Annotated in this window: 18 protein-coding genes; 14 read left to right on the forward strand and 4 right to left on the reverse strand. The window is 34.7% G+C overall.

Translation table 11 applies throughout. The annotated features are described in order from the left end of the window. The first annotated feature begins 4 nt into the window (after positions 1-4). From rplI to LrDSM24759_RS04295, 3 genes are all read left to right on the forward strand, one after another. Positions 5-460: a 50S ribosomal protein L9 gene (gene rplI, locus LrDSM24759_RS04285; RefSeq protein WP_117118260.1), complete on the forward strand. Its 456-nt coding sequence runs from the start codon at positions 5-7 to the stop codon at positions 458-460. 5 nt (positions 461-465) lie between these two features. Beyond that, the gene (gene dnaB / locus LrDSM24759_RS04290; RefSeq protein WP_117118261.1) at positions 466-1,845 is read left to right on the forward strand and encodes a replicative DNA helicase; all 1,380 of its coding nucleotides are present in this window, start codon (positions 466-468) and stop codon (positions 1,843-1,845) included. Between the two features lie 71 nt (positions 1,846-1,916). After that, positions 1,917-2,801 carry an ROK family protein gene (locus LrDSM24759_RS04295; RefSeq protein ID WP_117118262.1) on the forward strand — a complete coding sequence of 295 codons (885 nt, stop codon included), beginning with the start codon at positions 1,917-1,919 and terminating at the stop codon, positions 2,799-2,801. Between the two features lie 62 nt (positions 2,802-2,863). Here LrDSM24759_RS04295 and LrDSM24759_RS04300 read toward each other — a convergent pair whose 3' ends face one another. Both LrDSM24759_RS04300 and LrDSM24759_RS04305 read right to left on the reverse strand, forming a co-directional pair. Further along, a complete protein-coding gene (locus LrDSM24759_RS04300; protein ID WP_117118263.1) occupies positions 2,864-4,018 on the reverse strand; it encodes an Mbeg1-like protein in 1,155 nt (384 codons plus the stop codon). 132 nt (positions 4,019-4,150) lie between these two features. After that, complete coding sequence (locus LrDSM24759_RS04305; RefSeq protein WP_117118264.1) at positions 4,151-4,852, reverse strand: MgtC/SapB family protein; 702 nt, start codon at positions 4,850-4,852, stop codon at positions 4,151-4,153. Between the two features lie 468 nt (positions 4,853-5,320). On the opposite strand from LrDSM24759_RS04305, the gene LrDSM24759_RS04310 reads away from it, so the two are divergent. The 4 genes from LrDSM24759_RS04310 (at position 5,321) to LrDSM24759_RS04325 (ending at position 9,153) form a co-directional block, all read left to right on the forward strand. After that, positions 5,321-6,607: a TPM domain-containing protein gene (locus LrDSM24759_RS04310; RefSeq protein ID WP_157964237.1), complete on the forward strand. Its 1,287-nt coding sequence runs from the start codon at positions 5,321-5,323 to the stop codon at positions 6,605-6,607. A 49-nt stretch (positions 6,608-6,656) separates the two neighbouring features. Further along, entirely contained in the window at positions 6,657-7,235 is a 579-nt protein-coding gene (locus LrDSM24759_RS04315) for a LemA family protein (RefSeq protein ID WP_117118266.1), read from the forward strand. Between the two features lie 76 nt (positions 7,236-7,311). Continuing rightward, on the forward strand, positions 7,312-8,268 hold the full coding sequence (locus tag LrDSM24759_RS04320; protein ID WP_117118267.1) for a zinc-binding alcohol dehydrogenase family protein: 957 nt from the start codon (positions 7,312-7,314) through the stop codon (positions 8,266-8,268). Between the two features lie 105 nt (positions 8,269-8,373). Then, on the forward strand, positions 8,374-9,153 hold the full coding sequence (locus LrDSM24759_RS04325) for a DUF6612 family protein (RefSeq protein ID WP_117118268.1): 780 nt from the start codon (positions 8,374-8,376) through the stop codon (positions 9,151-9,153). 71 nt (positions 9,154-9,224) lie between these two features. Here the strand turns inward: LrDSM24759_RS04325 and LrDSM24759_RS04330 are convergent, their stop codons facing one another. Together LrDSM24759_RS04330 and LrDSM24759_RS04335 are read right to left on the reverse strand one after the other, a co-directional pair. After that, positions 9,225-9,944, reverse strand: a complete 720-nt coding sequence (locus tag LrDSM24759_RS04330; protein ID WP_117118269.1) for an alpha/beta hydrolase — start codon at positions 9,942-9,944, stop codon at positions 9,225-9,227. After that, positions 9,944-10,345, reverse strand: coding sequence for a winged helix-turn-helix transcriptional regulator (locus tag LrDSM24759_RS04335; RefSeq protein WP_133297788.1), 402 nt, complete (start codon positions 10,343-10,345; stop codon positions 9,944-9,946). The genes LrDSM24759_RS04330 and LrDSM24759_RS04335 overlap by 1 nt, the downstream gene beginning before the upstream one ends. A 147-nt stretch (positions 10,346-10,492) precedes the next feature. Here LrDSM24759_RS04335 and LrDSM24759_RS04340 point away from each other — a divergent pair, with 147 nt between their 5' ends. From LrDSM24759_RS04340 to LrDSM24759_RS04370, 7 genes are all read left to right on the forward strand, one after another. After that, positions 10,493-11,410, forward strand: coding sequence for an alpha/beta hydrolase (locus tag LrDSM24759_RS04340; RefSeq protein WP_117118271.1), 918 nt, complete (start codon positions 10,493-10,495; stop codon positions 11,408-11,410). Positions 11,411-11,425: 15 nt separating this feature from the next. Beyond that, positions 11,426-13,630 (forward strand): glycoside hydrolase family 3 C-terminal domain-containing protein, encoded by a 2,205-nt coding sequence (locus LrDSM24759_RS04345; RefSeq protein WP_117118272.1) that lies wholly within the window; start codon positions 11,426-11,428, stop codon positions 13,628-13,630. Positions 13,631-13,643: 13 nt separating this feature from the next. Continuing rightward, positions 13,644-14,177, forward strand: coding sequence for a flavodoxin family protein (locus LrDSM24759_RS04350; RefSeq protein ID WP_157964238.1), 534 nt, complete (start codon positions 13,644-13,646; stop codon positions 14,175-14,177). Positions 14,178-14,193: 16 nt separating this feature from the next. Further along, positions 14,194-14,649, forward strand: coding sequence for a PPC domain-containing DNA-binding protein (locus LrDSM24759_RS04355; RefSeq protein WP_117118274.1), 456 nt, complete (start codon positions 14,194-14,196; stop codon positions 14,647-14,649). Between the two features lie 127 nt (positions 14,650-14,776). After that, positions 14,777-15,199, forward strand: coding sequence for a MerR family transcriptional regulator (locus tag LrDSM24759_RS04360; protein WP_117118275.1), 423 nt, complete (start codon positions 14,777-14,779; stop codon positions 15,197-15,199). Continuing rightward, on the forward strand, positions 15,189-16,220 hold the full coding sequence (locus LrDSM24759_RS04365) for an alcohol dehydrogenase catalytic domain-containing protein (RefSeq protein WP_117118276.1): 1,032 nt from the start codon (positions 15,189-15,191) through the stop codon (positions 16,218-16,220). Before LrDSM24759_RS04360 ends, LrDSM24759_RS04365 begins: the two co-directional genes overlap by 11 nt. Before the next feature lie 121 nt (positions 16,221-16,341). Next, positions 16,342-17,340: a LysM peptidoglycan-binding domain-containing protein gene (locus tag LrDSM24759_RS04370; protein WP_117118277.1), complete on the forward strand. Its 999-nt coding sequence runs from the start codon at positions 16,342-16,344 to the stop codon at positions 17,338-17,340. Positions 17,341-17,355 lie beyond the last annotated feature (15 nt).

The raw sequence follows: 17,355 nt of genomic DNA on the forward strand, positions 1-17,355 counted from the left end.
AATTATGAAAGTTATTTTTGTAAAAGATATGAAGGGTAAAGGCAAAAGAGGAGACGTTAAGGAAGTTCCAGATGGCTATGCCCAAAACTTTTTGATTAAACGTGGTTTTGCTAAAGAAGCTACTAGTAGCAATTTGAATACATTAAAACGTGTTGAAAAAGCTGAAAAAGATGCTTATGAAGCAGAAAAGGCTGAAGCACAAAATATTAAAAAGAAGCTTGAAGATGACAAAACAGTAGTTGAGTTTAAATCAAAAGCTGGAACTGATGGCCGTTTATTTGGTTCAATTTCAGGTAAAAAAATTATTGAAGGCTTAGACAAACAATTTGGAATTAAACTAGATAAACATAAGTTAGCTTTACCTGAACCAGTTAAAGCACTTGGTTACACTAACGTACCAGTAAAGTTATTTAAGGGTATTGAATCAACTATTAGAGTACATATTACGGAGCAAAATTAATCAAAATGGACAATGTTGTTTCCCAACAAATCCCTCACGATAGTGATGCAGAAAAGGCGGTCTTAGGTGCCGTCTTTTTAAATCCTGAAGCAATTATTGAAGCTTCAGATATCGTACAACCGGATGATTTTTATGAAAGAGCTAATCGTCTTGTATTTCAAGCCATGCTTAATATTGCTGATCGTGGCGATGAAATTGATCCTGTCACGTTACAAGACGAATTAAAAAAGAATAATCAACTAGAAGATATTGGTGGAATTGCTTATGTTTCAGAGCTTACTTTAGCCACTCCAACAGCAGTTCATGTAACTTACTATGCCAATATTGTAAAAAGACAAGCCTTATTACGTAATTTAGTAACAACAAGTCAACGAATTATTCAGAATGCGATTAGCGGCTCTGATGATGTTACAGACATTCTTGATGATGCAGAGAGTGCAATTATGAATGTTTCCCAGGAAAACACCGCAGGGGGCTTTAAATCGATTCATGAAGTATTGAATGATACTGTCGAGGCAATTAATAATATTCCTGAAGATGGCAATTCAGTAACAGGATTGCCAACAGGTTTTCAAGAATTAGATAAAATGACGACAGGTTTTCATGAGGATGAATTAATTATTTTAGCTGCTCGTCCCGGTGTAGGTAAAACTGCTTTTGCCTTGAATGTAGCTCAATTTGTTGGGTTGCATACTGATAAAACAGTGGCGATGTTTTCTTTAGAAATGGGTGCGGACCAATTAGTACAAAGAATGCTAGCATCAGAAGGATTGATTGATTCCCAACATTTGAGAACTGGACAATTGACTGAAGAAGAATGGCGTAAACTTGTTGTAGCAGCAGGCTCACTTGATCGGACCAGTATTTACATTGATGATACTCCGGGGATTAAGATGAGTGAAATTCGGGCTAAAGCACGAAGATTAGCCAAAGAAAAAGGTAATCTTGGGTTAATTGTAATTGATTATTTACAGTTGATTGAAGGACCACGTAGTGAATCTCGTCAACAAGAGGTTTCAGCTATTTCCCGTCAATTAAAGAAACTAGCTAAGGAATTAAAAATCCCAGTAATTGCCTTGTCACAGTTATCACGTTCTGTTGAACAAAGACAAGATAAACGACCAGTCTTATCTGATATTCGTGAATCGGGATCAATTGAACAGGATGCGGATATTGTTGCTTTTCTTTATCGTGATGATTACTATCGTGATGAAAATGAAGATGGGGATGAAGGACAAGTAGAACCTGAAGATGATAATGGTGAAGTAGAAGTTATCATAGAGAAGAACCGTTCCGGTAGTAGGGGTACTGTTAAGTTAATGTTTTCAAAACCTTATAATCGTTTTTCAAACCTAGATTATGCTCATGATGCTCCTAATAATTAGTCTTTGAAAGCGCTGTAATTACTGCTATAATATGAACAATAAATTTAATTAAGGAGAAGTGGAGACAAATAATGACGCAAGAAAAATTTCTGGGTAGTATTGAAGCAGGTGGAACAAAATTTATTTTGGCAGTTCAAAATGCTGAAACAGGAGAAATGGTCGCACAAAAACGTGTTCCAACTACCGATGCCAAAGAAACTTTACAAAAAAGTGTAGAATTTTTTAAAGACAATCCAGTTGCGGCACTAGGAATTGGTACTTTTGGCCCAATAGATATTAATCCAAATTCTCGGACATACGGTTATATTTTAGATACCCCAAAACGTGGGTGGTCTGGAACTGATGTAAAGGGATTTTTTGAACAACAATTACATATTCCGGTTGTAATGACCACTGATGTTAATGCTTCAGCTTATGGGGAATATATTGCACGCGGAAAAGATGATACAAAGACTTATTACTATATAACCATTGGAACTGGAATTGGTGCTGGTATTGTGCAGGCGGGTAAATTTGTTGGTTTAAATAATCACCCAGAAATAGGTCATATGTTTGTTAGAACTTATCCAGGAGATGATTATGCTGGTAACTGTCCTTTCCATGGTAATAAATGTGCTGAAGGGATGGCAGCCGGCCCAACTTTAAAAGGAAGAACTGGTATTGCCGGGGAAGATTTGCCACGTGATAACCAAGTGTTTAATTATCTAGCTTACTATGTAGCTCAAGTACTCTACAACTCTTATATGGCCATGCGTCCCGATGTAATGGTGGTTGGTGGCTCTGTTTTAAATGAAGATGATTTAAAACAAGTCAGAAAATATTTTGATGAATTTAATAATAACTATGTGGCTACACCACCTTTAGACGAATTAATTGTTCGTCCTGCTGTGGCTGATAATGGTTCAGCTACATTAGGTGATTTTGAATTAGCAAAACAAGCTTTAGCACAAAAGTAACAATACACAACTAAAAAAGAACTTCCTAAAAAGGAAGTTCTTTTTTGGTTTCACGTGTAACTTTATGATCCGTCATATGAATCAAGTACAATCGGTCCCTTGCTTGAATCATTACCAAGAGGTTCTAATACTTCAGCCTTATTAATGAAGGGAATGTGCACATGTTCACGCGTATTGGAAGCTAAATCAGTTACTATTTTATTGGCTAGGAGTCTAATTTCAGGATCAAGTGCCAAGTAAGCATGACTAAATTGGATTGCTCCACGAAGCTTATGAGCAGTTAGCTGGTTCATTTCAGTAATATTTTCATCTTCTAAAGTAGTAAATAATGCCATCCAAAGTGATTCACGTTCCTCACGTGGAATTGCTGTATTCCATGAAATTAAGGAATGACGAATTACCCGACTGGCGGTAGTTAAGCCGTTAGGAGCTAAAACAAAGCCGTTACGAGCTGCACGCCAGCGACGTGGATCATGTTGACTAACCATGTGTACATCACTTGAAACAACTAAAGTACGTTCGGGATGATCTAGCATCATCCCAAAAATAGATCCTTCAGGTACATAAGTAATCATTTTTGGAATCATCCGTTGAAAAGCAGGCGTTGAATAGGTAGCTTTCATAAAGCCTGGGCCATCAAAACTATAAGCTTTAATTACGCGGTCTTCATCTCCAATGGGTAATCCTGTAATTGCATAAGTAGCTAGGTTACCACCTTTAGAATGTCCAGTAGTATAAATTTTGTCATTAGGAAAACGTTGAGCAATTTCTTTTAAATAATCAGCAGCAACAGTTTGACCAACAATTTGTGGCTGATAAGACATGTTAATATCTTCGGTTAAACCAATCATTGAGCCATCAGTACCACGAAAAGCAACTAAAATTGTATTTTTATCAAGCCGCAAGGTCATTGCCGTAAATTGCACTGGTGGTTCTTTTTGTTGTTTATCAGTCCAATCAAGAATCTCTAAATCTTTATAACGTGCACTATAAGGAATTAAATGGAGGGTAGTAGTATCTACAGTATTTAATTGATAAGGTTTAGTACGTTTGTAAAGTAATCTTTTGGATGCTTCTTCAAGTGTGTGATTAGCAACTGATTTATCGAAAGGAAGATATGAAAAAGTAGCAAAAAAAGCAGCATCAAGACTGTTGAAGGGATCTTTTTCAAAAGAAAGGTCCCCGCGCCAACGAACGTAATCAAGTAGTTTTGGCATAAAAATTTCCTTTCTAATTTTTCTAACAAATTAATTTTAATAGTTTTTGATTAAGATAGTTAGTACAAAGCTTTATAAGTATAAAAAAACTGACAGATAAAATCTGTCAGTTTTAAAATATTTAAATAATTTTTACATTCCACCACGATTATGAAGTACACGATGGATATTTTGATTTTTTTCAAGTGACATAATAATGTCATTTTCATCTTTACGATTTTTAATTACACCATCGACATTAATTAAGATACGATCAGAAGAAACATCTAAGATCTTCATACTAATTTGTTCAACTTCGTTTTCTTCTAAATCTTTCTTTACATCTTGGAGGATATTTGGCGTGTTATTGGCATCAACGTTAGCATTAAAGCGAACATGCAAAATGATGAAATTAATAAAGGAATCGTCGTGGAAAAGAATTTGAATTAAGAAAAGTAAAACCGTACAAATGATTCCAATAAAGTACATGCCAGCACCGATTGCCATACCGATAGCAGCAGTTGCCCAGACACCGGCGGCTGTAGTTAATCCAGAGACTTGTTCCTTACGAACTAAGATTGTACCTGCACCAATGAAGGAAATACCAGTAACGATTTGAGCGGCAATTCTTGATGGATCAAGTGCGATATTATGTAGATTTAAAATATCAAAGAACCCATATTTGGAAACTAACATAAATAATGCAGCTGCCACTGCAACTACCATGTGGGTACGCATCCCAGCACTTTTACGCTGCGTAGCTCTTTCATAACCAATTGCGCCACCACAGAGGGCCGCAATTAAAAGACGACAGAACCAATCTATTTCAGTTGAAAATGAAGTAAATACAGACATAAATTCTCCTTTTTGTATACTGTGTTTTATTGTAGACCTTTTTTGAATATTAATATAGGAGTTTTAGACTCTTTTAGCTATTAATAAAAAAACTTTATCGGAGGAAAAATGTAATTTCTTTCTTCTTTTGTCGTTATTTTATTCTGTAAAAATAAAAATATAACGAGTTATTGACCTGATAAATTATTTTCTGTAAGCTTTAAAAAGTTGGATAAGATTTGTAAGAGTAAGAATGAGAATAAATCTAATAAAATTATTACCTAAAGTAAATCTTTGGGTATATTTTTTAATGATTAAAAGAACATAAGTTATTAATAATGATTAAAAGCCTGAAAATCTAAAAGCTATTAAGGCTTTTCATTTTTTACTTGAAGATGTTAAAGATCTGCGAGAACTTTCAGATAAATATATATTTCTTCCAACAATACTCATCTTAGTAAATTTTGAGATATGAAAAAGGAAATGAGAATGGAAATAAATGTTAATGCTAAGCGATCAATTCTATTAATGAACTTAGTAGTCGCTTTTTTAATAACTTTGAGTTGCTTTAGTGTCTTTAATTCAACAGTTAATGCTGATAATAAGGATGTTCAAGATAATGCCCAAGTCTTAATGGAAGAAACGCAGGCTCATATTAAACAAGTTAATGATAATGAGCTTAGTAAAATAGATGGACATCCCCAAATTGCAGTTATTACACAAGAACACTTAAATGGGGAAGATTTAGATCAACGTGCTCAAGACTTATTTGATAAATATAAATTTGGTCGTAAAGGCTATGATAATGGGATTTTATTTTTAATAATTACTGGCGATCACAAAATGCGTATGCAGACAGGATATGGTGTAGAATCGGCAGTCCCAGATACTTTTATTAATGAGTTAGTTGCCGGTGAGACTAAAGAAGACTTACAAGCTGGCGATTATAATGATGCAGTGACTGCAATTGTAGATAAGACTGCAAAACGATTAGCTGATCATGAAGATGAATTATTGGATAAAGGAGAAGTGGCCCAGGAAGAAAAAGCCCATCCTCATAAGACTTCTATATTTAGCTCTATTAGTAAATTTTTTAGGAATAATATTGTTAATAAAATTCCAGATACACTTATTGTTATTGGGTTAATTATTTTAGGTATCTGGGCCTTTAAAGATGAATTATTGGTCATTTTAGCTGCTTTAGGATTGTTAATTGCAAGTCCGTACTTTATAGTTCACGGGCATAAATTGAAAAAGGCCATTAGAGCCGAAGCTGCTAATCTATCACAAAGAGATTTAAAAAATATGCTAAATGAAGCGGACGAAGCCGATATAAAAATAGAGCAGGTCCCAACCTTTGTAAAATTCTTTAAATATAATAAAGAAATTCGAGGTAAAACACTCCCTTGGTCGTCAGAATTGCTTGATGAAATTTCGAATATGGATCTTGATGAATACAAGAAATTAACTGAGCGTTATAACCAAACTTTTGAGGCAGGAAGAAAAATAGAAAATTGGTCTGAAGATGATTTTCTTAAATATTTAGGAACTACAGCAGTGACTGCTTCTATAGGAGCACTTTTAGCTAAAGATTTTGATCCTGAAAAATTAGGTAAGAAATGGGATGAAGATGTTCATAAAGCATATAAGAGAAGTGTAGAGCAGGCAAGTAGGGATAACGATTCTTGGTTCTTTGACAGTGATTCAGGTGGGTCATCAGATTTCGGTGGCGATGGAGGATCATCCGGTGGAGGAGGTGGAGATGCTTCTTGGTAAAAGACGGCATCTTCAGTAATTAATATTTAAGCGTAAAGGTTAAAATAAAATGGATAAAAACAAAAGTAAAATTTGGTGGATAATAATTGGAGCTGTTGTGATCTTAGCAATAGGATCATACATAAAAATGAGTAATGATTTAAATAATGCAAAGCTAGCAGTTGATGCTCAATGGTCACAAGTTGAAAATGTAATGCAACGAAGAGCTGATTTAATTCCTAACTTAACTAGTTCAGTTCAAGGCTCAATGAAACATGAAGATAAGGTTTTTGGCGAAATTGCCAAGGCTAGATCCAATTTTAATAATGCCAAAACACCTAATGCTAAATTAAAGGCAAATGATGAATTGAATGATAAAACTACTGTGTTAGTTAATGCAATTTATGAAAATTACCCTAACTTAACTTCTAACAAAAATATTAATAGTTTAATGACTGAGCTTGAAGGAACAGAGAATAGAATTGCAGTTGAACGACGTCGCTATATTCAAGATGTTAATGCCTATAATCAAAGGGTCTATAATTTCCCAACAAATATGGTTGCATCATCAAAAGGGATGTACCCAATTCAAAACTATAAAGCAACTTCTTCAGCGCAAAAGGTTCCTAAAGTTAAATTAGATGAGTAATAGAAAAAACTATATTTAAATAAATAAACTATACTTAGTAATAGATAATTTATTTGTAGAAAGGCTGGAAATTTAAGTGAAAGCTGTTGTAATTCATGAACCAGGTGGTCCTGAAAAATTAATTTATGAAGATATCCCAACACCAACTATCAAACCAGGATGGTCTTTAGTAAAAATAAAAGGTTTTGGAATTAATCATTCAGAAATTTTTACTCGTAAGGGCTTATCACCATCTGTTAAATTTCCTCGAGTTTTAGGTATTGAATGTGTAGGAGTAATTGCTGAAACTACTGATCCTGAACGTTTACCGAAAGGACAAAAGGTAATCTCTATCATGGGAGAAATGGGCCGAGACTTTGATGGATCTTATGCTGAATATGCACTTTTACCAAATAAACAAATTTATCCAGTAAGTACGACATTAGATTGGGCAAGTTTAGCAGCCGTACCGGAAACATACTACACCGCTTTTGGGTCATTACTTAATTTAAAGATAGAGCCTAGTGATAGTATCCTTGTTCGTGGTGGCACTAGTGGAGTAGGGATTGCGTTTACCAAATTAATTAAGGCACAATATCCGCAAATTAAAGTTGCTGGCACATCACGTAGTTTTGCTAAGGCTGAAGCGATGAAAAAGGTTGGCTATGAAGAAGTTGTAGTAGATAAAGATGGAGAACTCCAAACTCCTAAAAAGTTTGACAAAATTCTAGAATTAATTGGTCCTAAAACTATTAAGGATAGCTTTAAGCATACAAATGAGGGCGGAATTGTTTGTTCAACAGGTGAGCTTGGGAATGAATGGTACCTAAATCACTTTGATCCTATCATGGATATAGCTCCAAATGGTTATCTAACAAGTTTTTACTCTAATAATGTTGATCAAAGCAGAATTAACGAAATGCTTGCTTATATAGAAAAATATCATGTTGATGTAAAACCAGAAAAAGTATTTGATCTTGCTCATGTAGCTGATGCTCATCATTATTTAGAGGGACACAATAGCTTTGGTAAAGTAGTGGTAGTAGAAGAATAAAAGCATTCTGAAAAATTTTTACTAAACTATTTTCAAATAACCCATATCTTTGATAAAATAAAGCAGTACAACATAACAGTTTTATAGGATTAGGAGAAAATCGAGATGAGATTTAAAAAAGTTATTGCGGCTATTGCCTTAGCTGCGGGGTTAACTGCTACTGTGACTGCTTGTTCACAAAAGCCAAGTAATGAAGAAGTAATTAAGCAAGTTAATAAGCACAAGATTCAGAGTTTCCACATGACTCAGGACATGACAACGGAAGTTAATGGTCAAAAGCAAGCTATAAAACAAGAAATCACTTTTGGCGGTAACCCAATGACTGCTAAGGCAACTAGCTCTGCTGCTGGTCAAGAAGTCAAAATGTGGACTAGTGGTACAAATCAATACATTTCTGCTGGTGATGCTGATACTTGGTACAAGACAAAAATCACTGACCCAACTCAGTCTGCTGACAAGATTGCCAAGAGTATGAAAAATAGTAATAATATTTTAGCAGCCAATAAGGAAATTGCAAAAAACGCTTCTATTAAAGAAGACGGTGATAACTACGTAATTACTGTTAAGAATAATAAAGATACTAATGATGCAATCAGCAAGTCAGTTTATGAAGCAATAACTAAGATGGGTAACACTAATCAAGCTGATCAAGCCAAAGAAATTGCAAAGCAAATGAAGATCAAGAAGTTTACTTTCACCGAAACTGTTGATAAGAAGACTTACAAAGTTAAGAAATTAACTTCAAAGGGTACCATTTCTGTTGAGGGCGTGATTACTATGAACTTCAAACAAGTTATGGACCATATTAATGGTTATCCACACTTAAAGGTCCCTGCTGATGTTGAAAATAACGCAAAACTTCTTAAGTCTTTAAATAAAAAGTAAAAAGACGGATAGTTTAAAATATAAGATTAATTAAGGCCTGATTTCGATATTTTATCGGAGTCAGGCCTCTTTCATTTACTAACTTTATTAAGCCAATTAATTAGCAAGCTAGCCACTTGTTTTTGTTGATTAGCATTAGAAATGGTCGCATGACCGTCGCCTTTTTGCTGACCATAAGAGCCAAAATTACCATGATTACCGCCTTTAATTGTTTGGTAGCTAGTATTTTTAGGTAGATATTTTTTATTTGTTTGGTATTTTTGCCAATTTAGGACTTTATCATGACTGGCGGTGATAGAAAGTACATCTAAATTAGTTTTATCTAAACGTCCCTTTTCATCCGCGTAAGCACCAAGTAAGAAAATACCACGCAGATATTTATTATGACTACCATGGCCATAACGACTAGCCATTGCTCCGCCGAGAGAGTGACCACCAACTACATAATTTTTATTTTTTCCCGCTAGTTTATCAGCTGCATTAACATTAAAGAAAGCAAGATTTAAGGGAAAATGAACGACTTTAACTGTATAGCCTGCATTTGCCACTTGTTTGGCCCAGATTGAATATGAATCTGGTTCAACTAACGCACCAGTATAAAAAATGACCGTCATCTTATTATGCCGTGCTTTAAAAACTGTTACCTTATTAGTTTGACTAGCAGTTTGGGCTACTTTTTGAGCTGCAGATGAGGGATGATAAGTTGAAAAATGAAGCCATCCCGCTGCTGCTATTAGTAAGATCGCGATGATACTGATGATGACAATAATAACTTTTTTGGCCTTTTTCATTAGTTTTTATCCTGTTCTTCCTTATGTAGATTCTTAACTTGTTGGGCATTGATATCAAAACTGATATTTGCTTGGTTAACTTGCGCTAAGTTTTCACCTAGAAAATTTAGATTAATCAGGTGTTTTGAAAGTTCTTGACCGATTGGCGTTAAAGAATAGACCACCTTAGGAGGGATAGTACCATAACTTTTTTTAGTGACAATACCATCTTCTTCCAATTGATTAAGCTGTTCAGTTAATACTTTTTTAGAAATCTTAGTATGGTTAACATCATTTTCGTATTTAAGTAATTCTAGGTAACGATAATCTTTTAGTCCTAAAGCACAAATAATAGAAACCTTCCATTTTCCTGTAATTACTTTTAAGAGATAGTTAGTACCCATATGAAAATTATTCGTCAAACTCTTCACCACTTTTAATTTATACTTGTTAGTTACTATTATACTTCAAAGTAACTACTTACTTTATACAAGCATAATAATTAAAATAACTGTGTATATTTGCAGTCATTTCAATTAAATAGTTTGTAGTTTTGGGAGGTAACATTGATGAAGTACTTCAAAAAAATTATCGGTAACCATGGTGCCTATGCCAAATATTATCTTCAAGAACGTAGTGAAGAAGTTGATCCGCAACGTAAATTTCCAACTATGGTTATTTGTCCCGGTGGAGCTTTTATGATGACCTCTTTTCGTGAAGATGAGGCAGTCACTTTACGTTTTTTGGATGAAGGCTTCAATGTGGTAGTAGTCCATTATGCAACTAATGGTGCAGATAAATACTTAGGTAAAAGTAGTGACCAGCTTCCAAAGAAACCAGTAAGTTTATTTCCGAATTCTTTAGTTGAGCTTGCTCAAGCGGTTAGCTATCTCAAAGAACATGCGACTGATTGGGGAGTTAATGAAAATTATATTTGTGTCGGTGGCTTTTCCGCAGGAGCTAATATTGCGGCCCAGTTAGGTGTGTATTGGCAAGAAGATTGGTTAGAAAAATTAGTTGGTAAGCCTAAAGAATTTTATCGCCCAACACATTTAATGTTGGGATACGGAGCTTATGATTTATCGGATAACGGTAATTCCCGTTACACAAAAATGCCGGAAATTATGAGTTATACTCGTCACGCTTTATTAGGGACAGTTGATCCGTCAAAAGACCAATTAGATAAAGTAAATCCTATAAAACATATTAGTAGTTTTACGCCACCAACGTTTTTATGGCAAACTGTAAAAGATGAGATTGTTAATGTTCAGGGAACGATTGATTTTGAGCAAGCCCTTTTTAATAAAAATGTTCCATTCGAAGCTCATATTTTTAATGAGGGTGGTCATGGGCTCTCATTGGCTGACTTAAGAACAGGTAATGATCAAAAACAAGTTAATTTTCAAGTAAGTAAGTGGTTTGATCTCTTTATTGAATGGTTAGCCCCTCAGAAAAGTCAAAGAGCTACTTTCTTTTCAGTAGATTAATTATGAGGTGATTCAATGGTAAAAATAGATCTTGATTTTGTAAAAGAATTAACTCTTAAAGAGCGTGCAGAACTAGTTACAGGAAAGGATTTCTGGTTTACTGCTAGTGTTCCTAGAGTTAAATCAATGATGATGACTGATGGACCATCAGGTTTAAGAAAACAAGCTGATGGTGCTGATGCATTAGGAATTAACGCTAGTGTTGATGCAGTTTGTTTTCCCAGTTCAGCTTTAACAGCAAGTTCTTTTGATGAAAAGATGCTGTTTAAATTAGGAGAAAATCTGGGAATAGCAGCAAGTGCAGAAAATATTGGTGTGTTATTAGGACCGGGAGTAAATATTAAACGTAGTCCTTTGGCAGGGCGAAATTTTGAATACTTTTCTGAAGACCCCTTGTTAACTGGAAAAATGGGTGTTGCCTATGTAAAGGGCGTTCAAAGTAAAGAAGTTGGAGTAAGTGTAAAACACTTTGCGGCTAATAATCGTGAAGACCAACGCTTTACTTCATCTTCAAATATTGATGAACGTACCTTACGTGAAATATATCTTTCTCAATTTGAAAGAATTGTTACTGAGACACAACCCGCTACAATTATGTGTTCTTATAATCGTTTAAATGGAGTACTTAATTCCCAAAATCAACATCTTTTAACTGATATCCTTCGCAATGAATGGGGGTTTGAAGGCTTTGTAATGTCTGATTGGGGCGCAGTAGCTGATCATGTAGCAGCATTAAAAGCCGGCTTAGATTTAGAAATGCCTGGTAAAGGGGAAGCTTCAGTTGATGAAATTGTGACTGCAGTTAAGGAAGGTCAATTAGACGAAGCTACTTTAAATCGCTCTGTGTTACGCATATTAAAAATCGTTGAAAAATGGGGTAAAAATCATGCTGAGAAAGTAAATTATGATAAGGATCAACAACATGAATTTGCTCGTAAATTAGCAGATGAAAGTATTATTCTTTTAAAAAATGAAAATCAGCAACTTCCACTTAATACTGAAAAATCGATTGCTATTATTGGTAAATTAGCGCAAAAGCCACGCTATGAAGGTGGCGGTAGTTCCCATGTTAATGCTCACCACCTAGTTACACCTTTTGAAGCCGCACCTAAAAATGCGGAATATGCTTCTGGCTATGACTTAACTACAAATGAACCTGATAATGAGCTAGAAAGAAAAGCTGTTGACTTAGCAAAACAAAAAGATCAAGTCGTTTTCTTTGCTGGTTTTCCAGAGGAAATGGAAACAGAAGGTTTTGATAAGAAGTCAATTGCTTTGCCAGAAAATCAAAATCATTTATTAACTGAAATTATTAAGGTTAATCCAAATGTAGTGGTGGTATTAGAAAACGGCTCAGTAGTCGAAATGCCTTGGGCTGATCAAGTACCTGCAATTGTAGAAACTTATTTGGCAGGTGAAGCAGTTGGTGAAGCTACGTGGGATATCTTAACTGGTAAAGTTAATCCGTCAGGAAAATTATCTGAAACCTTTCCAATTAAGTTAGCTGATAATCCAACCTATTTAACCTTTGATGCCAGCAAAAAAGAAGAAAATTATCATGAAGGAATTTTTGTCGGCTATCGTTATTATGATTCTAAAGGTGTTCCCGTACGTTTCCCATTTGGTCATGGATTAAGTTATACAGAATTTGAATATAGCAATTTACAAATTTCTGAAAAAGAGAATAGTGTTGCAGTCAATTTTGAGATTAAGAATGTAGGGCAAAGATCAGGTAAAGAAGTAGCGCAGCTATATGTAGGAAATAAGACTAGTTTTATTGAAAAACCAAAGAAGGAATTAAGAGCCTTTACTAAGGTGAACCTTGAACCAGGAGAAAGTAAAAAGGTGACACTTTTCTTACCTCGACGAGATTTTGCTTGGTATAACGCTGAAAAAGCAAGTTGGCAAATTGATAATGGTAGCTATGAAATTTTTGTTGGTTCTTCTGTTGCTGACATTAGACTTAAGGATAAATTTACTTTAACAATTGGTACAACTCCGACAGTTAAAATTAATCGCGATACTTATATTAATGAAATTATTAATAGTAAAGATCCAGTAATTAAAAAAGCATTACAAACATCTGGTTTGGGAAGTGAACTAGAAAAAATTCTAAGTCCAGAAAATGAAGCTATTTTTGCTAATATGCCATTACGTGCACTAGGAATGGTAAATATTCCTGATGAAATGGTTAAAAACTTTATTGCAGAAGCTAATTAAGGAGAAAGACTTAATGAAAGTATTAGTAATTTTAGGTAGTACACAACGTCCAGGTACTTCAACTACTTTAGCAGAAGCTTTTGTTAAAGGCGCACAAGAAGCAGGTCATGATGTGACGATTTATGATGCCGCAAAGAATCCAATTACTCCAATGCATGTTGATGCTAATAATCGCGCAATTCCAGGAGATGAAAATACTCAATATTATCTGCGTTTATTAGAAGAAACTGATGCAGTAGTCTTTGCTACACCACTTTATTACTTTGGCATGAGTGCCCAAATGAAGGCAGCAGTTGATCGCTTTTATGAAGATGATTATGGCCTAATGGGCAATAAGTATGGAGTTTTACTTGCCACTGCTTGGGGTGATAGTTTCCGATTTGATAATTTAGTTGGTCATTATCATGCGATTCTTCACTATATGAAGTGGGTTGATGCAGGCTACATTACGGCTCAATGGTCTGATAATGTGGATTTGTTAAAACGTCATGACTATATTGAACAAGCATATAAGCTTGGACGTCATTTAGGTGAACCAATTAGATAAGAGGGAAAAATAGAAAATGAAAAGCCAAAAATTTGGTAATAAGATATATCTTCGTTTAGATAAGGGCGATGAAGTATTAAATAGTGTACTTCAAACCTGCCGAGAACAAAAAATTAGTTCAGCAACTTTTTCTGGAATTGGTGCTTGTGACAAAGTCGTAATCGGTACTTATCTTCCAGAAAAACAAGATTTTTTACTTCATACTAAAGAAGGAATGTTAGAAATGATTAGCTTAATGGGAAATGTAACGCAAGATGCTGATCATTTTAAATTAAATATTCATGCTCATGGGATGTTTTCATATCTTGATGCTAAAACTAATACTATTCAGTATTTTGGTGGCGATTTAAAATTAGCCCAAATTATGTATACTGGTGAAATTGTAATTGAACCAGTAAGAGGTGGTGAAATATCTAAGCAGTTTGATCCAAATGTTGGTATAGATGTCTGGCATTTTGAAGAAGATAAGTAATAAAAAAATCAAATAAATGCATAAAACGTCTCCGTTATAGACTAAGTTTATTATCGGAGATGTTTTTATTTATATAACTTGACTTAAAGTTAACTCTAAGTAGTAAGCTAATCTTGAGGAGGAAATTATGGCAGATTTAACAATTACTCAAGTTAGTAAAAAATATGGTTTAACTACTGATACCTTAAGATATTATGAGCGGATTGGACTTCTTCCTCCAATTCCCCGCAAAAGCAACGGTAATCGTTACTTTCCCCGGGAAATATTAGATTGGATTGAGTTGGTAGTATGTCTTCGTCAAGCGGGAGTTCCCATTGAAAAGTTAATTGATTATGCCCATCTTTTGGCCTTAGGGGATGCCAGTTTAAAGGCTAGAGAAGACCTATTACAAGAACAATTAGATAGCTTAAAACAAAAAAGAAAGAGCCTTGATAATTCAATTGACCGCCTTACTTGTAAAATAGATCTTTATAAGACCGGGAAGATTAAGGATAGTAAGAATTATTTTGTGGATTTAAAAAGGAAGGGAAGTAATAATAATGAAGAGTAGTCGCTTTGTAGAAAATAATGAAATTAAACCTGTTGAGGTCGATAAACCCGTAATTAAGGATGATCAAGATGTTTTAATCCGCGTGGTACGTACTTGTGTCTGTGGTTCTGACTTATGGACTTATCATGATGTGCCAGAAAAGGGTTTAATTAATTCAGGACATGAAGCCCTAGGAATTGTAGAAGCTGTAGGTAAAGATATCACTACAGTAAAGCCGGGAGATTTTGTTATTGCACCTTTTACTCATGGTTGTGGTCATTGTCGTGCTTGTTTAGCAGGCTTTGATGGTGTATGTATGAGTCACAAAGATAATTGGAGTGATGGCTTTCAAGCTGAATATTTACGCTTTAAATATGGTCAATGGGCTTTAGTCAAGGTACCGGGAAAACCTGAAGATTACAGTGAAGGAATGTTAAAATCACTTTTAACTTTAGCTGATGTAATGGCTACTGGTTATCATGCAGCGCGTGTTGCAAATGTAAAACCAGGAGATACTGTAATTGTTTTAGGTGATGGAGCTGTTGGTCTTTGTGCAATTATTGCGGCTAAAATGCGTGGTGCATCTCGTATTATTTCAACTAGCCGTCATGCTGACCGTGAAGCTTTAGCACGTGAATTTGGTGCTACAGAAAACATTGCTACACGTGGTGAAGAGGGAATTAAACAATTACTTGAAACTACAAATGGTGGTGCTGATGCAGTTTTAGAATGTGTTGGTAGTGAGCAATCTACTCAAGAAGCAATGCAAATTGGACGACCAGGATCAATTATTGGTCGGGTAGGGTTACCCCATGGAAGTAAGTTAGATCCTGCACAAACTTTTTATCAAGATAAAGCTCTAGCAGGGGGGCCAGCCTCAGTAACTACCTATGATAAAGAAATTTTGCTTAAGGCTGTTTTAGAAGGTAGAATCAATCCAGGTAAGGTCTTTACCAAAACATATACACTTGATGATATTAATGATGCCTATCAAGATATGGCGGATCGAAAGACAATTAAATCTTATATTAAAATTGATTAATTTATGACTCCGATTTTTATCGGGGTTTTTATTTGGCTTAGTTAGAATTGGCAAATATTGAATCTTATGGGAGCAAGTAGTATATTTTAAATAACGGACTAGTGATGGAGGAATAAGTTCAATGAAAATTAATAATAAAACACGTTTGGGTGCAGGCTTTTTAACTGCCATTCTTGCTAGTGCAGCAATTGCTACAACTACTGTGGCACATGCTAATTCAGTAACTGGTTCACCTGAAGAACAAGCAGATATTACCAACTGGATTGCTAATACACCTCAACAAGTTTCAAATAACATGGCAATGCAACATATTAATGTAAATCATCTTAATGGAGTACGATACGTAATCCAATGGGGTGATACTTTATGGAGTATTTCTCATGCTACTGGTATTTCAATTGCAAAACTTTGTTATGACAATAATATTCGTAATGCCAATATGATTTACGCAGGAAATGTTTTAATTTTAAATCGTGATGGCTATGTACCAGATGATTTTGATCCTGATATTGATCCATATGTAGTAGCTCAAACTAAGGTCACAATTAATAATGGCCCACAAATTGTGAATATTAACGTTCAACCTGATGCTATTAAGCAATATTACGATAATTCTAATAACTCAAATACTACTAATATTTATAAGGCTAATAGTGATAACAGTAGTCAAGCAACTTCGAAGAAAGATGATTCTGATAGTGATTCAGAAGATTCATCATCTTCATCTGATATTTCTGTTTCAGATATTGTTGATGGTTTAGAGAAGGCTAATGATAATGATAAGTTATCATTTAAAGAAGCAGATGATGATAGTGATATCAAGGATGCCGATGAATTAGATATTGATTCTGATGATATTGCAAAAGATGTTAAGGACAAGGATTACGATGATCTTCTCGATAAGATAAAAGATGCGTTAGATAGCGATGATGATTCTGATGTAACAATCTATGTTCAAGAAGATGGCGATGAAATTCATATCTATGCAAGTTCTGATAAGAGTGATGAAGATAGCAATGATTCAGAAGATTCTTCCGATAGCAATGATGAAGATACTGATTCAGATAGCTCAAATCAAAGTGCAGATACTAACGACGACACCGAAGAAGATGATGATTAATAGGAGTTAAAACAA

The organism is Lactobacillus rodentium (genome assembly GCF_003423665.1).
Taxonomy (GTDB): domain Bacteria; phylum Bacillota; class Bacilli; order Lactobacillales; family Lactobacillaceae; genus Lactobacillus; species Lactobacillus rodentium.